The sequence below is a fragment of the Agrobacterium sp. GW821-FHT02D03 genome (assembly GCF_059421725.1).
This window is the reverse complement of the sequence record NZ_JBWKVN010000001.1, coordinates 2828428-2845239: the sequence shown is the minus strand read 5'-3', so window position 1 is coordinate 2845239 and position 16812 is coordinate 2828428. Positions and strand designations below refer to the sequence as shown.

Sequence of the window (16812 nt, the reverse complement as noted above, 5' to 3'; positions counted from 1 at the left end):
TCCTGCCGCCTTTCAAATTGCCAATCATAGCCTGGCAGAGCGTCAAGCTTCGCCAGAGATACCCCACCTACTGTCCCCGTAAGGATGGCCCCTCTAAAACCATCCTGAAGCGCAAGGCTTCAACCGCGAGCCGGCTATCCCGCTAACCTCTCCATCATGAAGAGGCATGCTACTCTCAATGCATACTCTCACATCACAACTCGGACGCCCGTCACCAAGACACACGTCTATCTTTCTACAACCCATGAGGTTGTAGCCAAACACATCCAGTGACTTGAAAAAACGGGTCCGAACAGAACCCGTCCGCAAGGAGCTTACGCCTTCGAACTTTGTTTCGAGATAGCTTGTGGATAGATATCCGCGCCCCTTGTCGAGATGCATTTAGGCAGGATCGCATACGGAGATCAATGGCGTTTTTTCTGTGGCTGAGCCGATCTGCCATTGACTCGTGGAGGGCCTTTTGCATGGCCGACGGGCTTGTTTGGAGAATCGCTTATGAATCAATGAGATTCATTTTCGAGCTATTTTTGAGGCCGGTTTTGACAGAAAAATAAAAAAATCCTTGACTCAAGATTGTGGCTGCCTTCCGCAGCGGAAAGATAGCGTCTCTTGAAAGACCTTCTGTAAGTTATTGAAATTAAACAGCTTTTTGCGTCACGCATTTGAAGCATAAATGTCATGCTCATTGCGAAACCGTTAACAGGTCGTTAGAATCGGAAAAAGCCCGGCCGAAGGGCCAGGCTTTTCAATCACAATATTGTCTTAGCCGGATTAGGCCGAAAGGGCCTTCACGCGCTGCGCCAGACGAGAAACCTTGCGCGATGCAGTGTTGAAATGCATGACGCCCTTCGTAGCGGCGCGCTGGATTTCTGGCTGTGCAGCCTTCAGCGCTTCAGTCGCAACAGCGAGATCGCCAGTTGCCAGGGCCTCTTCGACCTTGCGAATGAAACCGCGGACGCGCGAACGGCGAGCCTTGTTGACTGCGGTACGGCGAGCGATCTTGCGAGTCGCCTTTTTCGCCGAAGTTGTATTGGCCATGTATGCCTCTCTTCGAATTCAAACCAAAATCCGCAACCACAGGATAGGGTCGTTCGAAGACCTCATGTTCCAAAATTGCGGGAGTAACTGGGACAAGCCGGATGACTTTCCCTAACCGTGGGCGGGCATATAACCCTAAAGCCGCTGCCCGTCAACGCGTTTTGCGTAAAAACACCGAGATTCCGACTCCCGGCAGACACCGGCTTGGCGGGGGCCGCCGCCTATTTGTTATGGAACAGCGGCTTTCTCTTTTCGATAAATGCCTCCATACCTTCTTTCTGATCGTCCGTGGCAAAAAGCGACTGGAACAGGCGCCGCTCGAAGCGCAAACCCTCCGACAGCGAAACCTCGAAGGAGCGGTTGACGCTCTCCTTCGCCATCAGCACCGAGGCCCGTGACAGGGATGCAATCACGCTTGCGGCCTCGACAGCCTCGTCCAGCAGCTTTTCAGGAGTGACGACGCGCGAGACGAGACCGGCACGCTCGGCTTCAGCGGCATCCATCTTGCGACCTGTTAGAACGAGGTCCATGGCCTTCGCCTTGCCGACCGCGCGGGTCAGCCTTTGCGAACCGCCCATGCCGGGAATGATGCCCAGCGTGATTTCCGGCTGGCCGAACTTCGCCGTATCGGAGGCGATGATGAAATCGCACATCATGGCAAGTTCGCATCCTCCACCGAGCGCGAAGCCAGAGACAGCCGCAATCACCGGCTTGCGGCTTGCCGCCACATCATCCCATCCTCCCAGAAAATCGCCAAGATAAGCATCGACGAAATTGAGCGTACTCATCTCTTTGATGTCGGCGCCGGCGGCAAACGCCTTTTCCGATCCGGTAATGACGATGGCGCCAATGGAATCATCTGATGAGAAGGCCGAGAGAATATGGCGTAGCTCTTTCAAAAGCGTGGAGTTCAGCGCGTTGAGCGCTTTCGGGCGGTTGAGCGTCACGACGCCGACGGCATCGCGCTTCTCGACAATGATCGTCTCGTAATCCATGGCTTTCTTCCTCTCCCTTATTTCTGGCAGGCCGCGCAATAGAATGTGGAGCGTCCGCTCTGCGTAATCCTCTCGACCGTACCCCGGCAATCGGGGAAGCGGCAAGCATGGCCTTCCCGATCATAGACCGAAAAGGAATGTTGGAAATATCCAAGCGAGCCGTCGGTCTGGATATGATCGCGCAGCGACGAGCCGCCGGCTGCAATCGCATCGGCGATGACGTCGCGTATGTGCCGCGTCAACTCTTCCAGAGCAGGCTTCGGCTTTCCCTTTTTGTTAACAAGGGTCGATGCCGCACGAAGCGGGGAGAGATGGGAGCGCCACAGCGCTTCGCACACATAGATATTGCCAAGCCCCGCAATGAGTTTCTGGTCGAGCAGGGCACCTTTGAGCGGCTGCGTCTTTCCCTCAAACCGGCTGGCAAGGTAGTCGGCGCTCAGAGCATTTCCGGTCGGCTCGGGACCGAGACCGGCGAAGGCCGGGTAAAGGTCGATATCGGCACGGCGCACCAGATGCATGAAGCCGAAACGGCGCGGGTCGTTATAGATGACGCGGGTCTTGTCTGCGCCGCGCGTCAGATGAAAGATCACATGGTCGTGCTTGCCATCCTTGGAGCGCGGGTGGTGAAACTCGCCGGGCGTCTCACCGGGTGTCTCGGCTTCATTCCGGCTTTCGATGCGGAACGAACCGGACATTCCGAGATGCGAGACGATGGTCAGGCCATTGTCGAGTTCGATCAGCAGATACTTTGCCCGGCGCCCGAGCGACAGGATCTCGCGACCTTCCACGAGTTCGGCAAAGCCTTCCGGAAAGGGAAAACGTAAGTCCGGGCGCGTGAGGAGCAGTCGTTCGATCCGCGCGCCTTCCATAACGGGCGCTAAGCCGCGTCGAACGGTTTCCACTTCAGGCAATTCAGGCATGGCACTCTCTTCACGTCTGTTTATCGCGGCGACCTTGTGGTCTATAGACGGCACACATACATGTCGCGGGCCATATCTATTGTGCAACAGATAGCGTTGCAGAGCCGTTTCCGCTATGTGTTGGTTTAAAGAGTTAGAGTCCTTTGTGCGTCTTAAAGAACGCACGGTACTCTAGTTGTCATTGAGGAATGGAGACTGATCATGACCGAAGCCCGCACGACAGCCGAAGGCGGTATGGAAACCTCCTATGGCTTCCGTCAGGTCAATGAAGGCCAGAAGCAGGGCATGGTCAATGACGTCTTCCATAAGGTTGCCAAGCGCTATGACATCATGAATGACGTGATGTCAGCCGGCCTGCACCGGGTTTGGAAAGACGCCATGGTCGCTTCACTTTCGCCCCGCAAGGACCCTTCCTACAAAGTTCTCGATGTGGCGGGCGGCACCGGCGATATTGCCTTCCGCATCGTCGAAGCCTCCAATCGTCTGGCGCATGCCACCGTTCTCGATATCAACGGCTCGATGCTCGGCGTCGGCGAGGAGCGGGCGGCCAAGAAACGCCTGACGGAAAATCTGACCTTCGTCGAGGCCAATGCCGAAGAACTGCCCTTCGAGGCCAACAGCTTCGATGCCTATACGGTCGCCTTCGGCATACGCAACGTGCCGCGCATCGATGTGGCGCTGTCGGAAGCCTATCGTGTGCTGAAGCGCGGCGGACGTCTTCTGGTGCTAGAATTTTCCGAAGTGGAAATGCCGCTCCTCGACAAGGTTTATGATGCCTGGTCCTTCAACGCCATTCCGCAATTTGGCAAGATGATCACCGGCGACGCCGAGCCCTACCAGTATCTGGTCGAGTCGATCCGCAAATTCCCACGGCAGGATGATTTTGCCGCCATGATCCGGACCGCGGGTTTCTCGCGCGTCAGCTACACCAACTATACCGGCGGAATTGCCGCGCTGCATTCCGGCTGGAAACTCTGATCGATGGCATTTCCAGGACATAGCAGGGCATTCGCATGAGCACGCTTGGCGCATATTTTCGACTCGCCAAGGTTGGCTGGGTTCTCGTCCGCGAGGGTGTGGTTCTGGCGCTGCCCGACGAGGGGCTGCCCGCCTCTGCCAAATTCGTCAAGGGCATGTTGAAGCCTCTGGCGCGCAACAAGGCATTGAGAAGTGAGCGCAGCGATCGACTTTCGAAGGCTGTCAGCCGTCTTGGACCGTCCTATGTCAAGATGGGCCAGTTTCTGGCCACCCGGCCGGATGTGGTTGGCGCGGACTTTGCCGAAGATCTGGCCGGTCTGCAGGACCGCATGGATTTCTTTCCCGTTGCTGCCGCCAAGGCCAATATCGAAGGCTCGCTCGGTCGTCCGATCTCTGAGCTTTACGTGGAATTCGGCGATCCAATAGCCGCAGCCTCCATTGCGCAGGTTCACCCAGCCGTCATCGATACGCCGTCTGGGCGCAAGAAGGTGGCGGTCAAGGTTATTCGCCCTGGTGTGCGCCAGCGCTTCCAGGACGATCTGGAAGCCATGTATCTGGTGGCCGATCTGCAGCAGCGTTTCGTCCGCTCCGCCCGGCGTCTGCGACCCGTCGAGGTCACCAAGACGCTGGAGCAGACCACCAAGATAGAGATGGACCTTCGCCTCGAGGCGGCCGCTCTTTCCGAGCTTGCCGAAAATACCAAAGGTGATCCCGGCTTTCGCGTGCCGGAAGTGGATTGGGAACGCACCGGTCGCGACGTCGTCACCATGGAATGGATCGACGGCATCAAGATGTCGGATACGGATGCGCTGAAGGCGGCCGGTCACGACCTCAATGCGCTGGCCGATACACTCATCCAGTCCTTCCTGCGCCACACGCTGCGCGACGGCTTCTTCCATGCGGACATGCACCCTGGCAACCTTTTCGTTGATCCGACGGGCATTATCGTCGCAGTCGACATGGGAATTGCCGGACGGCTTGGCAAAAAAGAGCGCCGCTTTCTGGCGGAAATCCTTTATGGCTTCATCACGCGCGACTACATGCGCGTAGCTGAAGTGCATTTCGAAGCGGGTTACGTACCGGCCCACCATGACATGGCAAGCTTCGCTCAGGCGATCCGCGCCATCGGCGAGCCGATCCACGGCCAGCCCGCCGAAACCATTTCCATGGGCAAGCTCCTGACGCTGCTTTTCGAAGTCACCGAACTTTTTGACATGGAAACGCGTCCCGAACTGGTCATGCTGCAAAAGACCATGGTCGTCGTCGAAGGCGTATCACGTATCCTCAATCCGCGCTTCAACATGTGGAAGGCCGCAGACCCCGTCGTCAGCGGCTGGATCCGCGACAATCTCGGGCCAAAGCGTATCGTCACCGATCTGAAGGACGGCGTGAAGGCAGCGATCAAGCTGGCGGAAGCGGCACCCGAGATCGCGGCCAAGACCGAAAAGCTGCATTCCGAACTGATGTATATGAGCGAAAACGGCCTGCGCTTCGATGAGCGCACGGCCGAAGCCATCGGCAGGTCAGAAGCCCGTCACACCCGTTGGGGTCGCCTGGCACTCTGGGTGATTGCGGTGACGCTGATCTATATCGCTGTCAGGATTAGTTGATCCGGTGGCAAGCGGTGCGCTCTCTGGGCATTTAGAGAGCGCCCCTTAAGCGAGATCGGCAACCACCGAATCCAGGATCAGCATTCCCGACGGCGTGCAGCGGACGCGGGAATTTCCAAGCCGCTCGATAAAGCCGTGTTCCAGTAAAACCGCTTCGCGATCCGGGTCCAGATCGCGACCTGAGAACTCGCTCCAGCGGGCGAGATCGACGCCTTCGCGAAGCCGCAGTCCCATCAAAAGCAACTCGTCGGCCTGTTCGTCACGCCCCAGCATTTCCTGATCCACCATGCCGTGCCCATCACGCTCCACGGCTTGCAGCCATGTTTCGGGGTGACGCTCGGTGGCGGTTGCGAGTTTGGCGCCGCCCTTGGTCAGGCGTCCATGGGCGCCGGGGCCGATACCGGCATAGTCGCCATAGCGCCAATAGGTGAGGTTGTGGCGGCTCTCAGCGCCCGGACGCGCATGATTGGAAACCTCATAGGCCGGGAGCCCATGGCGTGCGGTAATCTCCTGCGTCGCCTCGTAAAGCACAGCCGACTGTTCGCCATCCGGAACAATCAGCTTGCCCGCCTTGTGGAGACCGTAGAAGGCCGTGCCTTCCTCGATCGTCAACTGGTAGAGCGACAGGTGATCGACCGCATAAGAGATGGCCTCTTCGAGTTCCTTTTCCCATTCCTCAACTGTCTGATTGGGGCGGGCATAGATGAGATCGAAGGACATGCGTGGGAAGATTTCGCGCGCCAGCCGGATAGCCTTCAGCGCATCGGCCACATCATGCAGGCGTCCGAGGAACTTCAGATCCCGGTCATTCAGCGCTTGTACGCCCATGGAGACGCGATTGACGCCGGCGGCCCTGTAGCCACGAAAGCGTTCCGCTTCCACGCTGGATGGATTGGCCTCCATGGTGATCTCGATGCCGTCCGGCACGCGCCAATAACGGGCGATACCATCCAGAATGGCGCCGACCGTCTGCGGGTCCATCAGCGACGGCGTGCCGCCGCCCATGAAAATGCTGGTGACGACCTTCGGGCCGCTCAACTGCCGCATCGTTTCCATTTCGCGCAGGAAGGCGGCAACGAACCGCTCCTGATCCACCGGCTGATGGCGGACATGGCTGTTGAAATCGCAATAGGGACACTTGGCCGCGCAGAAGGGCCAGTGAACATAGATGCCGAAGCCGGGCTCACCCGTATCCGGCAGAAGGTCCGCATATCCGGACGGATGTGCGCCGGGCGCAGAAGAAAGGCCGCTCCCGGTCATCGTAATGCTCATGCCTCCAGGCAGGTTTCGACGAATGTTTTGAAAGCGCGTGCGCGGTGCGACAGCGCTGTCGCATCGCCCTGGCGCCAGCCATGCTTTTCGTCGGATGTCATTTCGCCAAAGCTGGTTGTGTAGCCTTCTGGCTGGAAGATCGGATCGTAGCCGAAACCGCTCGTGCCGCGTGGCGGCCAGACGATCGTGCCTTCCGCTTCACCGCGGAAAAACTCGGTATGGCCGTCTGGCCAGGCCAGGCAAAGAACGCTGACGAAGCGACCCGTGCGCTGCTCCGGTGTCGTCGCACCACGCTCCTGAAGCGCGTCTTCGACCTTTTGCATCGCCATGGCGAAATCGCGTGTGCCGTTGCCGGTCTCCGCCCAGTCCGCAGTGTAGACGCCCGGCGCGCCGTCCAGCGCGTCGATCACCAGGCCCGAATCGTCGGAGAGTGCGGGCATGCCGGATGCCTTGGCCGAAGCGAGCGCCTTGATCGCCGCATTTTCTTCGAAGGTCGTCCCGGTTTCGGCCGGCTCCTCGAAATTTAGCTCGGCGGCCGATTTTGCCGAAAAGCCGAGAGGGCCGATCAGGTCGGCGATTTCGGCAATCTTGCCCTTGTTGTGGCTGGCAACGACGATGGTTCTGGTATCAAGCTTGCGCATGGTCTTGTCCCGTTCAGGCGATTGCCTGCTTCTGCATCTCGACGAGTTCCGCACAGCCAGCCTTGGCAAGGCCAAGCAGGGTCAGGAATTCTTCTTCCGAGAATGGCTTACCCTCGGCGGTGCCCTGAATCTCGACGATGCCGCCAGAGCCGGTGATGACGAAGTTGGCGTCTGTTTCCGCAGAGGAGTCTTCCAGGTAATCGAGATCGATCACCGGCTGATTGGCGAAGATGCCGCAGGAGATGGCGGCGATATGATCCTTCAGAACCTTTTCGACCTTCAGCATGTTGCGGCTTTCCATCCACTTCAGGCAGTCGTGAAGGGCAATCCAGGCACCGGTGATGGAGGCGGTACGCGTACCACCATCGGCCTGGATGACGTCGCAGTCGATGCTGATCTGGCGTTCGCCAAGGGCTTGCAGATCAACGACTGCGCGCAGCGAACGGCCGATCAGGCGCTGGATTTCCTGCGTTCTACCGCCTTGCTTGCCGGACGATGCTTCGCGCTTCATGCGCTCGTTGGTGGAGCGGGGAAGCATGCCATATTCAGCTGTAACCCAGCCTTTGCCACTGTTGCGCAGCCACGGCGGCGTCTTTTCCTCGAGGCTGGCGGTGACCAGAACATGCGTATCGCCGAATTTGACGAGACAGGAGCCTTCGGCGTGCTTGGAGAAGTTACGCTCGAAGGATACCTTACGCATCTGGTCGGTTTTTCTGCCTGAGGGCCGCATATCGTTTCTCTCCGTCTCTTAACTTCCCGCCTTCTACGGTCAGGGCGACGCTTTTGCAAAGGAAAAGCGGACGAGCAGGGCTTAGAGCCGAATTTCCGTTTTCACTTGGAAGACCGAGTGACTATATTCAACACAGTCAAAAACAGCTTGGGGAAAAACGAGCGGCATGGGCATAACACCCCCCATCGGCAAAGAGCCAGGTGCGCTTCTGGACGATCGCTCACGCGAAATCTTCAGGCGCATTGTGGAAGGCTATCTGGAAACGGGCGAACCGCTCGGTTCGCGTAGTCTCTCTCGCCTGCTTCCCATGTCGCTGTCGCCAGCGTCTGTGCGTAACGTCATGAGCGATCTGGAGGAACTCGGTCTCATTTATTCGCCGCATGTCAGTGCCGGACGCCTGCCGACCCAGACCGGGCTTCGCTTCTTCGTCGATGCCTTCATGCAGGTGGGCGAACTGCCAGAGGCCGAGCGCGCCAATATCGACCGGCATATCGGCCCGATCTCCGGGCGCGAACAGTCTCTCGAAGGCCTGCTGTATGAGGCAAGCAGCATGCTCTCCGGCATGTCGCGCGGGGCAGGGCTGGTGCTGACCGCCAAGAACGATGCCGTCCTCAAACATGTGGAGTTCATCCGGCTGGAGCCAACCAAGGCGCTCGCCGTTCTGGTCGGCGACCATAACCAGGTCGAAAACCGCATCATCGAGCTGCCGGCCGGCATCACTTCGTCGCAATTGACCGAGGCCGCCAACTTCATCAACGCGCATCTCGGCGGCCAGACCTTGCCGGAACTGCGAAGCCAGATAGCCCGACAGAAGAACGAGCTTCAAAGCGCGCTGAGCACGCTGGCTCAGGATCTGGTCGAGCGGGGCCTTGCCGTCTGGTCCGGTGACAATGAGGAAGGCAAGCTCGGGCGCCTGATCGTGCGCGGCCGCTCCAATCTTCTCGAGGGGCTTGCCGGCGAAGAAGATATCGACCGCGTTCGTCTTCTTTTCGACGATCTGGAGCGCAAGGAAAACCTGATCGAGATCCTCAATCTGGCAGAGACCGGCTCCGGGGTCAGGATTTTCATCGGCTCGGAAAATAAGTTGTTTTCCCTGTCGGGCTCATCGCTGATCGTCGCACCCTACAAAGACGACGAGAACCGGGTCGTAGGCGCTGTCGGGGTGATCGGCCCGACACGGCTGAACTATTCCCGCATCGTGCCGATGGTGGATTACACCGCCCAGATCATGGCGCGGCTTTCCACCAAGCGACGTTAGAGCGTTTCCATTTGACGTTTCCATCTGAAAAGGAAACGGTCTACCCGCGCAGGTCGCTTGAAAAACCGCTCCTTTTTCCCGTAAGCCTTGATTTTTGCATGGCAAAGCTCGATATCGGGCTCAATCTCATTGCAAGCCACAATACACATGTAATTTGGAGAACGTCATGACTGACACCAACAAGACCGGACCTGACGCAGGCGCTGCCGACGAAGCAGTGGAAGCGACCACGGCGGAGAATGCGGTGCCGGAGCAGGCAGAACCCGATCCGATCGATGTGCTGAAGGCGGAAAACGCCGATCTTCGCGACAAATTCCTGCGTCTGGCCGCTGAGATGGACAATCTTCGCCGTCGCACCGAACGTGAGGTCAAGGATGCAAAGGCCTATTCCGTTGCCGGCTTCGCGCGTGACATGCTGGCCGTCTCCGACAATCTTCGCCGCGCGCTCGACACCATTCCCGAAGAACTGAAGCAAAGTGCCGAAGCCAATATCAAGGGTCTGATCGAAGGCGTCGATATGACGGAACGTTCCATGCTCTCCGCACTTGAGCGTCACGGCGTGAAGAAGATCGATGCCGAGGGTGAGAAGTTTGATCCGAACTTCCATCAGGCCATGTTCGAAATCCCGAATACCACCGTGCCGAACAACACGGTCGTCCAAGTGGTGCAGGCTGGCTTTACCATCGGCGAGCGCGTTCTGCGTCCCGCCATGGTCGGCGTCGCCAAGGGTGGACCGAAGGTTGAAGCGCCGGCAGGTGCTGAGCCCGGCACGAGCGGTCTCAACGAGAAAGACGCCTGAGCGCCTTCTTCGTCTTCATCTGATCAATAGCAAAAGGCCCGGATATCTGATCGATATCCGGGCCTTTGTTTTACAACATCGGCCCGAAAAGCGGTCTCGATTTTCGGAAAGCACGATGCGTCGATTCAAAAAGGTAAAGCGCCGTGCGTCCAATAGGACGCACGGCGCTTTAAACGTCAGGGCTATGTTCGCGTGAACCCAGGCTTGGCGTTCAGGCCGCGTTCACCTGCTCCTGGTTAAGAAATGTGTAGATCGCGGTATCGGAATCAGTCGCGCGCAGTTTCGCCACCAGTTCCGGGTCGCGCAGAACGCGGGCAATCCGCGACAGGGCTTTCAGGTGGTCGGCGCCAGCACCTTCCGGCGCGAGCAGAAGAAACACGAGATCGACCGGCTGGTCGTCGAGTGCTTCGAAGTCGACGGGTGTTTCCAGGCGCGCGAAAACGCCGGTAATGGAGGAAATGCTGCTGAGCTTTCCATGGGGAATGGCAATGCCATGACCGACGCCGGTGGAGCCGAGCCGCTCACGCTGCAAGATGACGTCGAATACGTCCCGCTCGGAAACCCCGGTGATACGGGATGCCTTTGCTGCCAGTTCCTGAAGGAGTTGCTTCTTGGAATTGACCTTTAGCGCGGGAATAATCGCATCTTGGTGCAGCAAATCTGCCAATGCCATTTCTTTTTCCTTCATGCCATCGAGACGAACCGGAAGACGCTTGAGGGCGCCTTCCGGGTCCTTAGACTTCAGCTCTTGATCATCGCCGCGTCGACCCAGCCGATGTTTCCATCGTTGCGACGGTAGACGATGTTGAGTTCTTTCGACGGGCTGCGGAACAGCAGAACTGGCTCATCGGTCATATCGAGAGCCATGACTGCGCTTGCAACCGTCATGGTTTTGATCTGTTTGGAAGTCTCGGCCACGATTGTCGGCGCGAAATCTTCCGCGATTTCCTCATCCTCATCCGGGACTGCATCCATCACCCGGTAGGCGACTTCCTCATCGATCCCCTTGGACGCTGAACCGTTATGGTGATCCTTAAGCCTGCGCTTGTAACGACGCAGGCGCTTTTCAATGCGCTCTGCCGCCGCGTCGAAGCTGGCTTGCGGATCGTTGGCCTGCCCTGCCGCGTGCAGAACGACCCCAGTATCGAGGTGGATCTTGCAATCCGCAGCAAAAAGCTGGCCGGACTTCGCGACCGTCACCTGGCCGGAATACCCCCCATCGAAGTATTTGGTAACGGCTTGGCTTATATTGTCCTCGATCTTTTGACGGAAAGACTCGCCCACATCCATATGTTTACCAGATACACGCACACTCATGGAATTTTTCCTTTTTCAGTGATTTGCGTATACCAGCTTACGTCAAGCTGAGCGCTCATCCAAGCGTTTCGCGACCTCTTTCGTGCCTTTGCAGACGAATGCCGCTGCCCCTTGAATGCAATTCCCTCTTCAGACCCCCGCCTTGTCTGCGGCGAGCTTCTAGCCTTGTCGGCTAGGCAAGTCAATTGTCAATCTTAAGTGTTTGTAAACTATAATAAAAGGGCTCAAGCCGAGGCCATGCGGGCCATCGCCTTTTTCTCCCGACGGCGCTGCACGGAGGAGGGGATGTTCATCGCTTCACGATATTTTGCGACAGTCCGTCGCGCCAGATCGATGCCACTTTTTTTCAGCTGATCGACGATATCGTCATCGGACAGAACCGAGCTGGGCGCTTCCTGCGCGATCATCGTGCGGATGCGATGACGAACCGCTTCTGCCGAGTGATTGTCGCCACCCTCCGACGAGCCGATGGAGACGCTGAAGAAATATTTGAGTTCGAAGACGCCACGCGGCGTCAGCATGTATTTGCGCGATGTGACGCGGCTGACCGTCGATTCATGCATCTTGATGGCATCGGCGACCTGCTTCAGATTGAGGGGGCGTAAGTGATCCACGCCATGCAGCAGAAACGCATCCTGCTGCCGGACGATTTCGCTCGCCACCTTCATGATCGTCCTTGCCCGCTGATCGAGGCTGCGCGTCAGCCAGTTGGCCGTCTGCATGCAGGTGGAGAGGAATTCGCCGTCTTCCCCTGCGCGCGGTTTCACCTTGGACACTTCCGTGAAATAGCTGTGATTGACCAAGACGCGCGGCAGCGTCTCCGGATTGAGGTCGATCAACCAGCTTCCATCGGTGGAGGGATGGACGATGATGTCCGGTATGATGGTCTCGCACGAACCCGTTTCGAAGCCAGCACCGGGACGCGGATTGAGACCACGGATCTCGCTCAGCATGTCGAGAAGGTCGTCCTCATCGACGCCGCAAAGCTTTTTGAGCGTGGCAAAATCGCGCTTGGCCAAAAGATCGAGGTTGCCGACGAAAGCATGCATCGCTGGGTCCAGCCGATCTCTCTGTTGCAGCTGGATCGACAGGCATTCGCTGAGTGAGCGAGCGAAGACACCCGGCGGATCAAAGCTCTGCAGGACGCGCAAGATTACCTCGACGTCCTTTTCCGGCCGTCCCAGCCGCTCTGACACATCGCTGACGGCGTCAGCGGAGATATAGCCGGTCTCGTCGAGATGATCGAGCAGAGCGTCGGCTGTCATGCTGTCGGTGAGACCGGTGACCGAGAAGGGCACCTGCTGTGCGATGTGGTCGCGCAGGCTAGGTTTGCGCGCAACGAAATCATCGAGATCGTAGTCGTCGCCAGCCTCGGCGCCGGGCATTGATTTCCATTGGCCGAGAAGCTCCGGCGCGTCGGCCTTGCGTCCGCTCTCATCATCCGGAAACACATTGCTGAAATTGGTGTCCAGCGCCTCGTTGAGAACAGGGGCGTCATCGCCGTACCATTCCGCCGTCTCGCTCGTATGGGACGATTCAATACTCTCTGAGGCTTGCGAACTCGTAGCTTCGTCGCTGCCGAATGTTTCGCCAGGATCGCTGTCATTTGCCGCAATTTCAAGCAGAGGGTTCTTTTCGACTTCCTGGGCGATGAAGCTCACCAGCTCGATATGCGTCATCTGAAGCAGCTGGATCGACTGCATCAGCTGCGGAGTCATCACAAGTGACTGATTTTGACGCAGCAACAGGCTGGCTGACAAGGCCATGGCGGACACTCGACTCCCAAACACGCCCCCGTTTTGCAGAAAATTTTTGTTGTTCGGCAAAACAAGGAGAACTTGGCCCAAAAATTGCTTTTTATTTGGGTTTGGTCAAGGTCAAGAGTGAGGTGCAGAGCAAGATTCTTTGACGGGAATGCTGTGATATCATCACCTTCCCGTTAAGACTTCCGCGCTTTCAGGCCGGAAAATGCGGCCCTCAGAGGCTGAAGTTGTTTCCGAGATAGAGGCGACGAACATCGGCATTGTTGACGATCTCGTCGGCCCGACCGTGCGTCAGCACTTCGCCCGCATGAATAATGTAGGCGCGGTCGATGAGACCCAGCGTTTCGCGCACATTATGGTCGGTGATCAAAACGCCGATCCCGCGTGCCGTCAAGTGCCGCACGAGATTCTGAATGTCGCTGACGGAAATCGGATCGACGCCCGCAAAGGGTTCATCGAGCAGCATGAAGGTCGGATCGGTCGCGAGAGCACGGGCGATTTCAAGACGACGGCGTTCGCCACCCGAAAGAGCGACCGCTGGAGACTTGCGCAGCTGCGAGATGTGAAACTCTTCCAGCAACTCGTCGAGCTTTCGGTTTCTCTTCTTCTCTTCCTTCTCATGCACTTCCAGAACCGCGCGGATATTGTCCTCGACCGTCAGGCCGCGAAAGATCGACGCTTCCTGCGGAAGATAGCCGACGCCAAGGCGCGCGCGGCGATACATCGGCATGCCCGTCACGTCATTGCCGTTGATGGCGATCTTGCCATCATCCACGGGAACGAGGCCGGTGATCATGTAGAAGCAAGTGGTCTTGCCCGCACCGTTCGGCCCCAGAAGTCCGACAGCCTCTCCGCGACGCACGACGAGCGACACGCCGTTGACGACCCGACGCGTGTTGTAGGTCTTGGTCAGGCCATGGGCAATCAAGGTGCCTTCATAGCGAGATTTATCGCCTGCATTCGCGTCGGCTGTCGACGGACGTGCGGAATCTCTGCCAAGAAGCTTTGAAATCAAGGGCATTTTCACGATGAGCGGCTTACTGCTTTTTCTGCGACTTGGGATCGAGCATGATGCGGACGGGACCGCCGCAGCTCTCTAGCTTGGCTTCACCGGTATTCATCAGCACCGTCAGCTTGCAGCCGGTGAAGACGTTGGTGTCCTGCGACAGGACGACCTGCTTGCCGGAAAGCGTAAAGGTCTGCGAGGCCATGTCGAACTCGCCGTGATCGGCCGTGGCCTTCTGTGTACCGGATGTCAGGTAAACGGAATTGTCGACGAAAATCTTGTCGATATCGGCATCACCGCCGGTCACCGATGTCGTTTGCCCGTCGCCCTTGTTCTTGTAGAGAACCGTCATCTTGCCAGCCTGCAGCGTGGTCGTTCCCTGAACAACCTTCACGTTGCCGGTGAAGTACGCCTTGTGCTCCTGATCGCGCACTTCGAGCTGATCGCTTTCAATCGCAATCGGCTGGTCGCTGGAAAGCTTCATGCCGTCCATCTTGCTGGTGGTGTTCTGAGCAAAGGCCGGTGTGGAAAGACATGCCAGAACAATGGCAGCCGAAATTCCGGCGGTTCTCTTGAAGGGGGCGTTGCGGGAAATCTGCATCATCTGGTCGGGCTCTCACTTGCCTGCGTTCTGAATGGTGGATGCAGCAATACGAGCTCGTACCTGCCCCGAAAATACAATCGTTCTGCCATTATCGGCTATGCGTAGGCTTTCCGCAACAATCGAGCCTTCCTTCGTGGTGATGTCGACCGGCTGGTCGCTCTCCATCGTTCCCGCTTTCAGGTCGACATTGGCAGACTGAAATTTGGCTTTTAGGCCATTGCTCAGATTGATGTCAAAGGGCGCCGTCATTTTCAACTTATTTGTCGTGCGGTCGAAGATGCCTTCCTGCGCCACCACCTGTGCCACGATGTCATTCATCGGCACGGCTGCCAGCACTTTCTCAAGCGTCATCAGGTTCGGCGTCGTCACGTCCTGAAGCGCGCGCTCGGCATTCATAGAGTAGTCGAAACCCTTGTTGTTGCGCCCAGCAAGAGCCGGCTTTTCCATGACGATCTTGCCGTCCTCGATCGAGGCGCTTTGCAGCGACACTTCGGCAGGAAGCCATGTGCGGGCAAGCGAGACACCGATGAAAGCAAGCGAAACGATCGCTGCTGCGATCGGAAGCCCGATCTTCAACTTTTTTACGCGCGCGGAGTGACGCTTCGCCAGAGCATACGCATCGGGCAGATTGTCAGCCACCGAAAATCCCGGTGCCGGTTGATTAAGTCTTTCGAGCATTCGTCAAATCCGGAGGTCTACAAGTACAGCTTAAAGTCGCACACAGACCTTTACATATTCATCTAACGTGTTTGGCACGATGGCCTTGCGCTGCCAATATGGTTTTTATCAGAAAGAGCGCAAGAGCCGGGTGTTTTTTATAAAAACCGCACATTGCAAGTTCACGCGCTTGCAAGAGGTCGTTACAAGGTTCATATGCCCGAGGCGAAGTTGAAGCTTAACTGCCGTGAAGCGAAGGTGATTTGATGGACCAGATGGCAATCGCAGACCGCAGGCAACTGCGCCGCAAGCTGACATTCTGGCGGGTTGCTGCAGTTCTCTTGCTGATAGCGGCCCTCTTTGTTGTCTATCGCTTCGCTGTCGCGGAGCCGGAATCGAGCGCAAGGCCGCATATCGCCAAGATCGAGATCAGCGGCCTGATTCAGGACGACACCGAACTCCTGGAGCGGCTTCAAAAAATTGCAGACAGCACCAGCGCCAAGGGCCTGATCGTTTCCATCTCTTCGCCCGGTGGCACAACTTACGGCGGCGAGCGCATCTTCAAGGCGATCCGCGCTGTAGCGGACAAGAAGAAGCCGGTCGTGTCCGACGTTCGCACGCTCGCCGCTTCCGCCGGCTATATGATTGCGACCGCTGGCGACACGATCGTCGCAGGCGATACCTCGATCACCGGCTCCATCGGTGTGATCTTCCAGTATCCGCAGGTCGGACCGCTCCTCGACAAGCTTGGTGTGTCGTTGCAGGAAATCAAATCTTCGCCGATGAAGGCGGAGCCTTCGCCCTTCCACGAGCCGCCGGAAGAATCGAAGGTCATGATCCGCAACATGGTCATGGACAGCTACAACTGGTTTGTCGATCTGGTAGCCGACCGGCGCAAGCTGCCGCGCGACGAAGTGTTGAAGCTTGCCGATGGGTCGATCTTCACCGGGCGTCAGGCCGTTGCCGTCAAGCTTATCGATACGCTCGGCGGCGAAACCGAGATCAAGTCCTATTTCGAAAGCCGCGGTCTGGAGAAGGATTTGCCCATCATCGAATGGACGGCACCATCGAAGCGTTCGCCCTTTTCCATCTTCAGCGTCGCAGGTCTTGCAAAAATGCTGGGCTTGGATGAATTTTTCCCGATTGCAGCGTCTCGCCAACTCGGCACCGACAAGTTGTTTCTTGACGGTCTTGTTTCGGTTTGGCAGGTTGATGGCCGATAAA

At 57.6% G+C, this 16812-nt stretch carries 17 protein-coding genes; 5 read left to right on the top strand and 12 right to left on the bottom strand.

The window, feature by feature from the left end; genetic code table 11:
- Positions 1-771: 771 nt before the first annotated feature.
- The 3 genes from rpsT to mutM form a co-directional block, all read right to left on the bottom strand.
- Positions 772-1038 (bottom strand): 30S ribosomal protein S20, encoded by a 267-nt coding sequence (rpsT, locus tag AC07U5_RS13545; protein WP_062427133.1) that lies wholly within the window; start codon positions 1036-1038, stop codon positions 772-774.
- 221 nt (positions 1039-1259) lie between these two features.
- Positions 1260-2033, bottom strand: a complete 774-nt coding sequence (locus tag AC07U5_RS13540; RefSeq protein ID WP_494723225.1) for an enoyl-CoA hydratase — start codon at positions 2031-2033, stop codon at positions 1260-1262.
- 17 nt (positions 2034-2050) lie between these two features.
- Positions 2051-2953, bottom strand: a complete 903-nt coding sequence (gene mutM / locus AC07U5_RS13535; RefSeq protein WP_111850102.1) for a bifunctional DNA-formamidopyrimidine glycosylase/DNA-(apurinic or apyrimidinic site) lyase — start codon at positions 2951-2953, stop codon at positions 2051-2053.
- 201 nt (positions 2954-3154) lie between these two features.
- On the opposite strand from mutM, the gene ubiE reads away from it, so the two are divergent.
- The gene (gene ubiE, locus AC07U5_RS13530; protein ID WP_494723224.1) at positions 3155-3931 is read left to right on the top strand and encodes a bifunctional demethylmenaquinone methyltransferase/2-methoxy-6-polyprenyl-1,4-benzoquinol methylase UbiE; all 777 of its coding nucleotides are present in this window, start codon (positions 3155-3157) and stop codon (positions 3929-3931) included.
- A 35-nt stretch (positions 3932-3966) separates the two neighbouring features.
- Positions 3967-5541, top strand: coding sequence for a 2-polyprenylphenol 6-hydroxylase (ubiB, locus tag AC07U5_RS13525; protein WP_112358690.1), 1575 nt, complete (start codon positions 3967-3969; stop codon positions 5539-5541).
- Positions 5542-5586: 45 nt separating this feature from the next.
- On the opposite strand, the gene hemW is transcribed toward ubiB, so the two are convergent.
- The 3 genes from hemW to rph are packed head-to-tail and all read right to left on the bottom strand — an operon-like array spanning position 5587 to position 8184.
- Positions 5587-6801, bottom strand: a complete 1215-nt coding sequence (hemW, locus tag AC07U5_RS13520) for a radical SAM family heme chaperone HemW (protein ID WP_112358717.1) — start codon at positions 6799-6801, stop codon at positions 5587-5589.
- Positions 6802-6809: 8 nt separating this feature from the next.
- A complete protein-coding gene (gene rdgB / locus AC07U5_RS13515) occupies positions 6810-7454 on the bottom strand; it encodes an RdgB/HAM1 family non-canonical purine NTP pyrophosphatase (RefSeq protein WP_494723223.1) in 645 nt (214 codons plus the stop codon).
- Positions 7455-7467: 13 nt separating this feature from the next.
- Positions 7468-8184 carry a ribonuclease PH gene (gene rph / locus AC07U5_RS13510; protein WP_062427127.1) on the bottom strand — a complete coding sequence of 239 codons (717 nt, stop codon included), beginning with the start codon at positions 8182-8184 and terminating at the stop codon, positions 7468-7470.
- Between the two features lie 166 nt (positions 8185-8350).
- Between rph and hrcA the strand changes: the two genes are divergently transcribed.
- Positions 8351-9442: a heat-inducible transcriptional repressor HrcA gene (gene hrcA, locus AC07U5_RS13505; RefSeq protein ID WP_062443036.1), complete on the top strand. Its 1092-nt coding sequence runs from the start codon at positions 8351-8353 to the stop codon at positions 9440-9442.
- Positions 9443-9608: 166 nt separating this feature from the next.
- Complete coding sequence (grpE, locus tag AC07U5_RS13500; RefSeq protein ID WP_062599194.1) at positions 9609-10241, top strand: nucleotide exchange factor GrpE; 633 nt, start codon at positions 9609-9611, stop codon at positions 10239-10241.
- Between the two features lie 211 nt (positions 10242-10452).
- Here the strand turns inward: grpE and ptsN are convergent, their stop codons facing one another.
- The 6 genes from ptsN to lptC all read right to left on the bottom strand — a co-directional run bounded on the left by ptsN (position 10453) and on the right by lptC (position 15609).
- Entirely contained in the window at positions 10453-10914 is a 462-nt protein-coding gene (ptsN, locus tag AC07U5_RS13495; RefSeq protein WP_062427309.1) for a PTS IIA-like nitrogen regulatory protein PtsN, read from the bottom strand.
- 68 nt (positions 10915-10982) lie between these two features.
- Complete coding sequence (gene hpf, locus AC07U5_RS13490; RefSeq protein WP_062427124.1) at positions 10983-11558, bottom strand: ribosome hibernation-promoting factor, HPF/YfiA family; 576 nt, start codon at positions 11556-11558, stop codon at positions 10983-10985.
- Between the two features lie 224 nt (positions 11559-11782).
- Positions 11783-13324 (bottom strand): RNA polymerase factor sigma-54, encoded by a 1542-nt coding sequence (gene rpoN / locus AC07U5_RS13485; RefSeq protein WP_494723222.1) that lies wholly within the window; start codon positions 13322-13324, stop codon positions 11783-11785.
- Positions 13325-13535: 211 nt separating this feature from the next.
- A complete protein-coding gene (lptB, locus tag AC07U5_RS13480) occupies positions 13536-14342 on the bottom strand; it encodes an LPS export ABC transporter ATP-binding protein (RefSeq protein ID WP_376782202.1) in 807 nt (268 codons plus the stop codon).
- 16 nt (positions 14343-14358) lie between these two features.
- Positions 14359-14931 carry an LptA/OstA family protein gene (locus AC07U5_RS13475; RefSeq protein WP_062599196.1) on the bottom strand — a complete coding sequence of 191 codons (573 nt, stop codon included), beginning with the start codon at positions 14929-14931 and terminating at the stop codon, positions 14359-14361.
- 12 nt (positions 14932-14943) lie between these two features.
- On the bottom strand, positions 14944-15609 hold the full coding sequence (gene lptC / locus AC07U5_RS13470) for an LPS export ABC transporter periplasmic protein LptC (RefSeq protein ID WP_062599197.1): 666 nt from the start codon (positions 15607-15609) through the stop codon (positions 14944-14946).
- A gap of 245 nt (positions 15610-15854) precedes the next feature.
- On the opposite strand from lptC, the gene sppA reads away from it, so the two are divergent.
- Complete coding sequence (gene sppA / locus AC07U5_RS13465; RefSeq protein WP_494723221.1) at positions 15855-16811, top strand: signal peptide peptidase SppA; 957 nt, start codon at positions 15855-15857, stop codon at positions 16809-16811.
- The last annotated feature ends 1 nt before the right edge of the window (position 16812 follow it).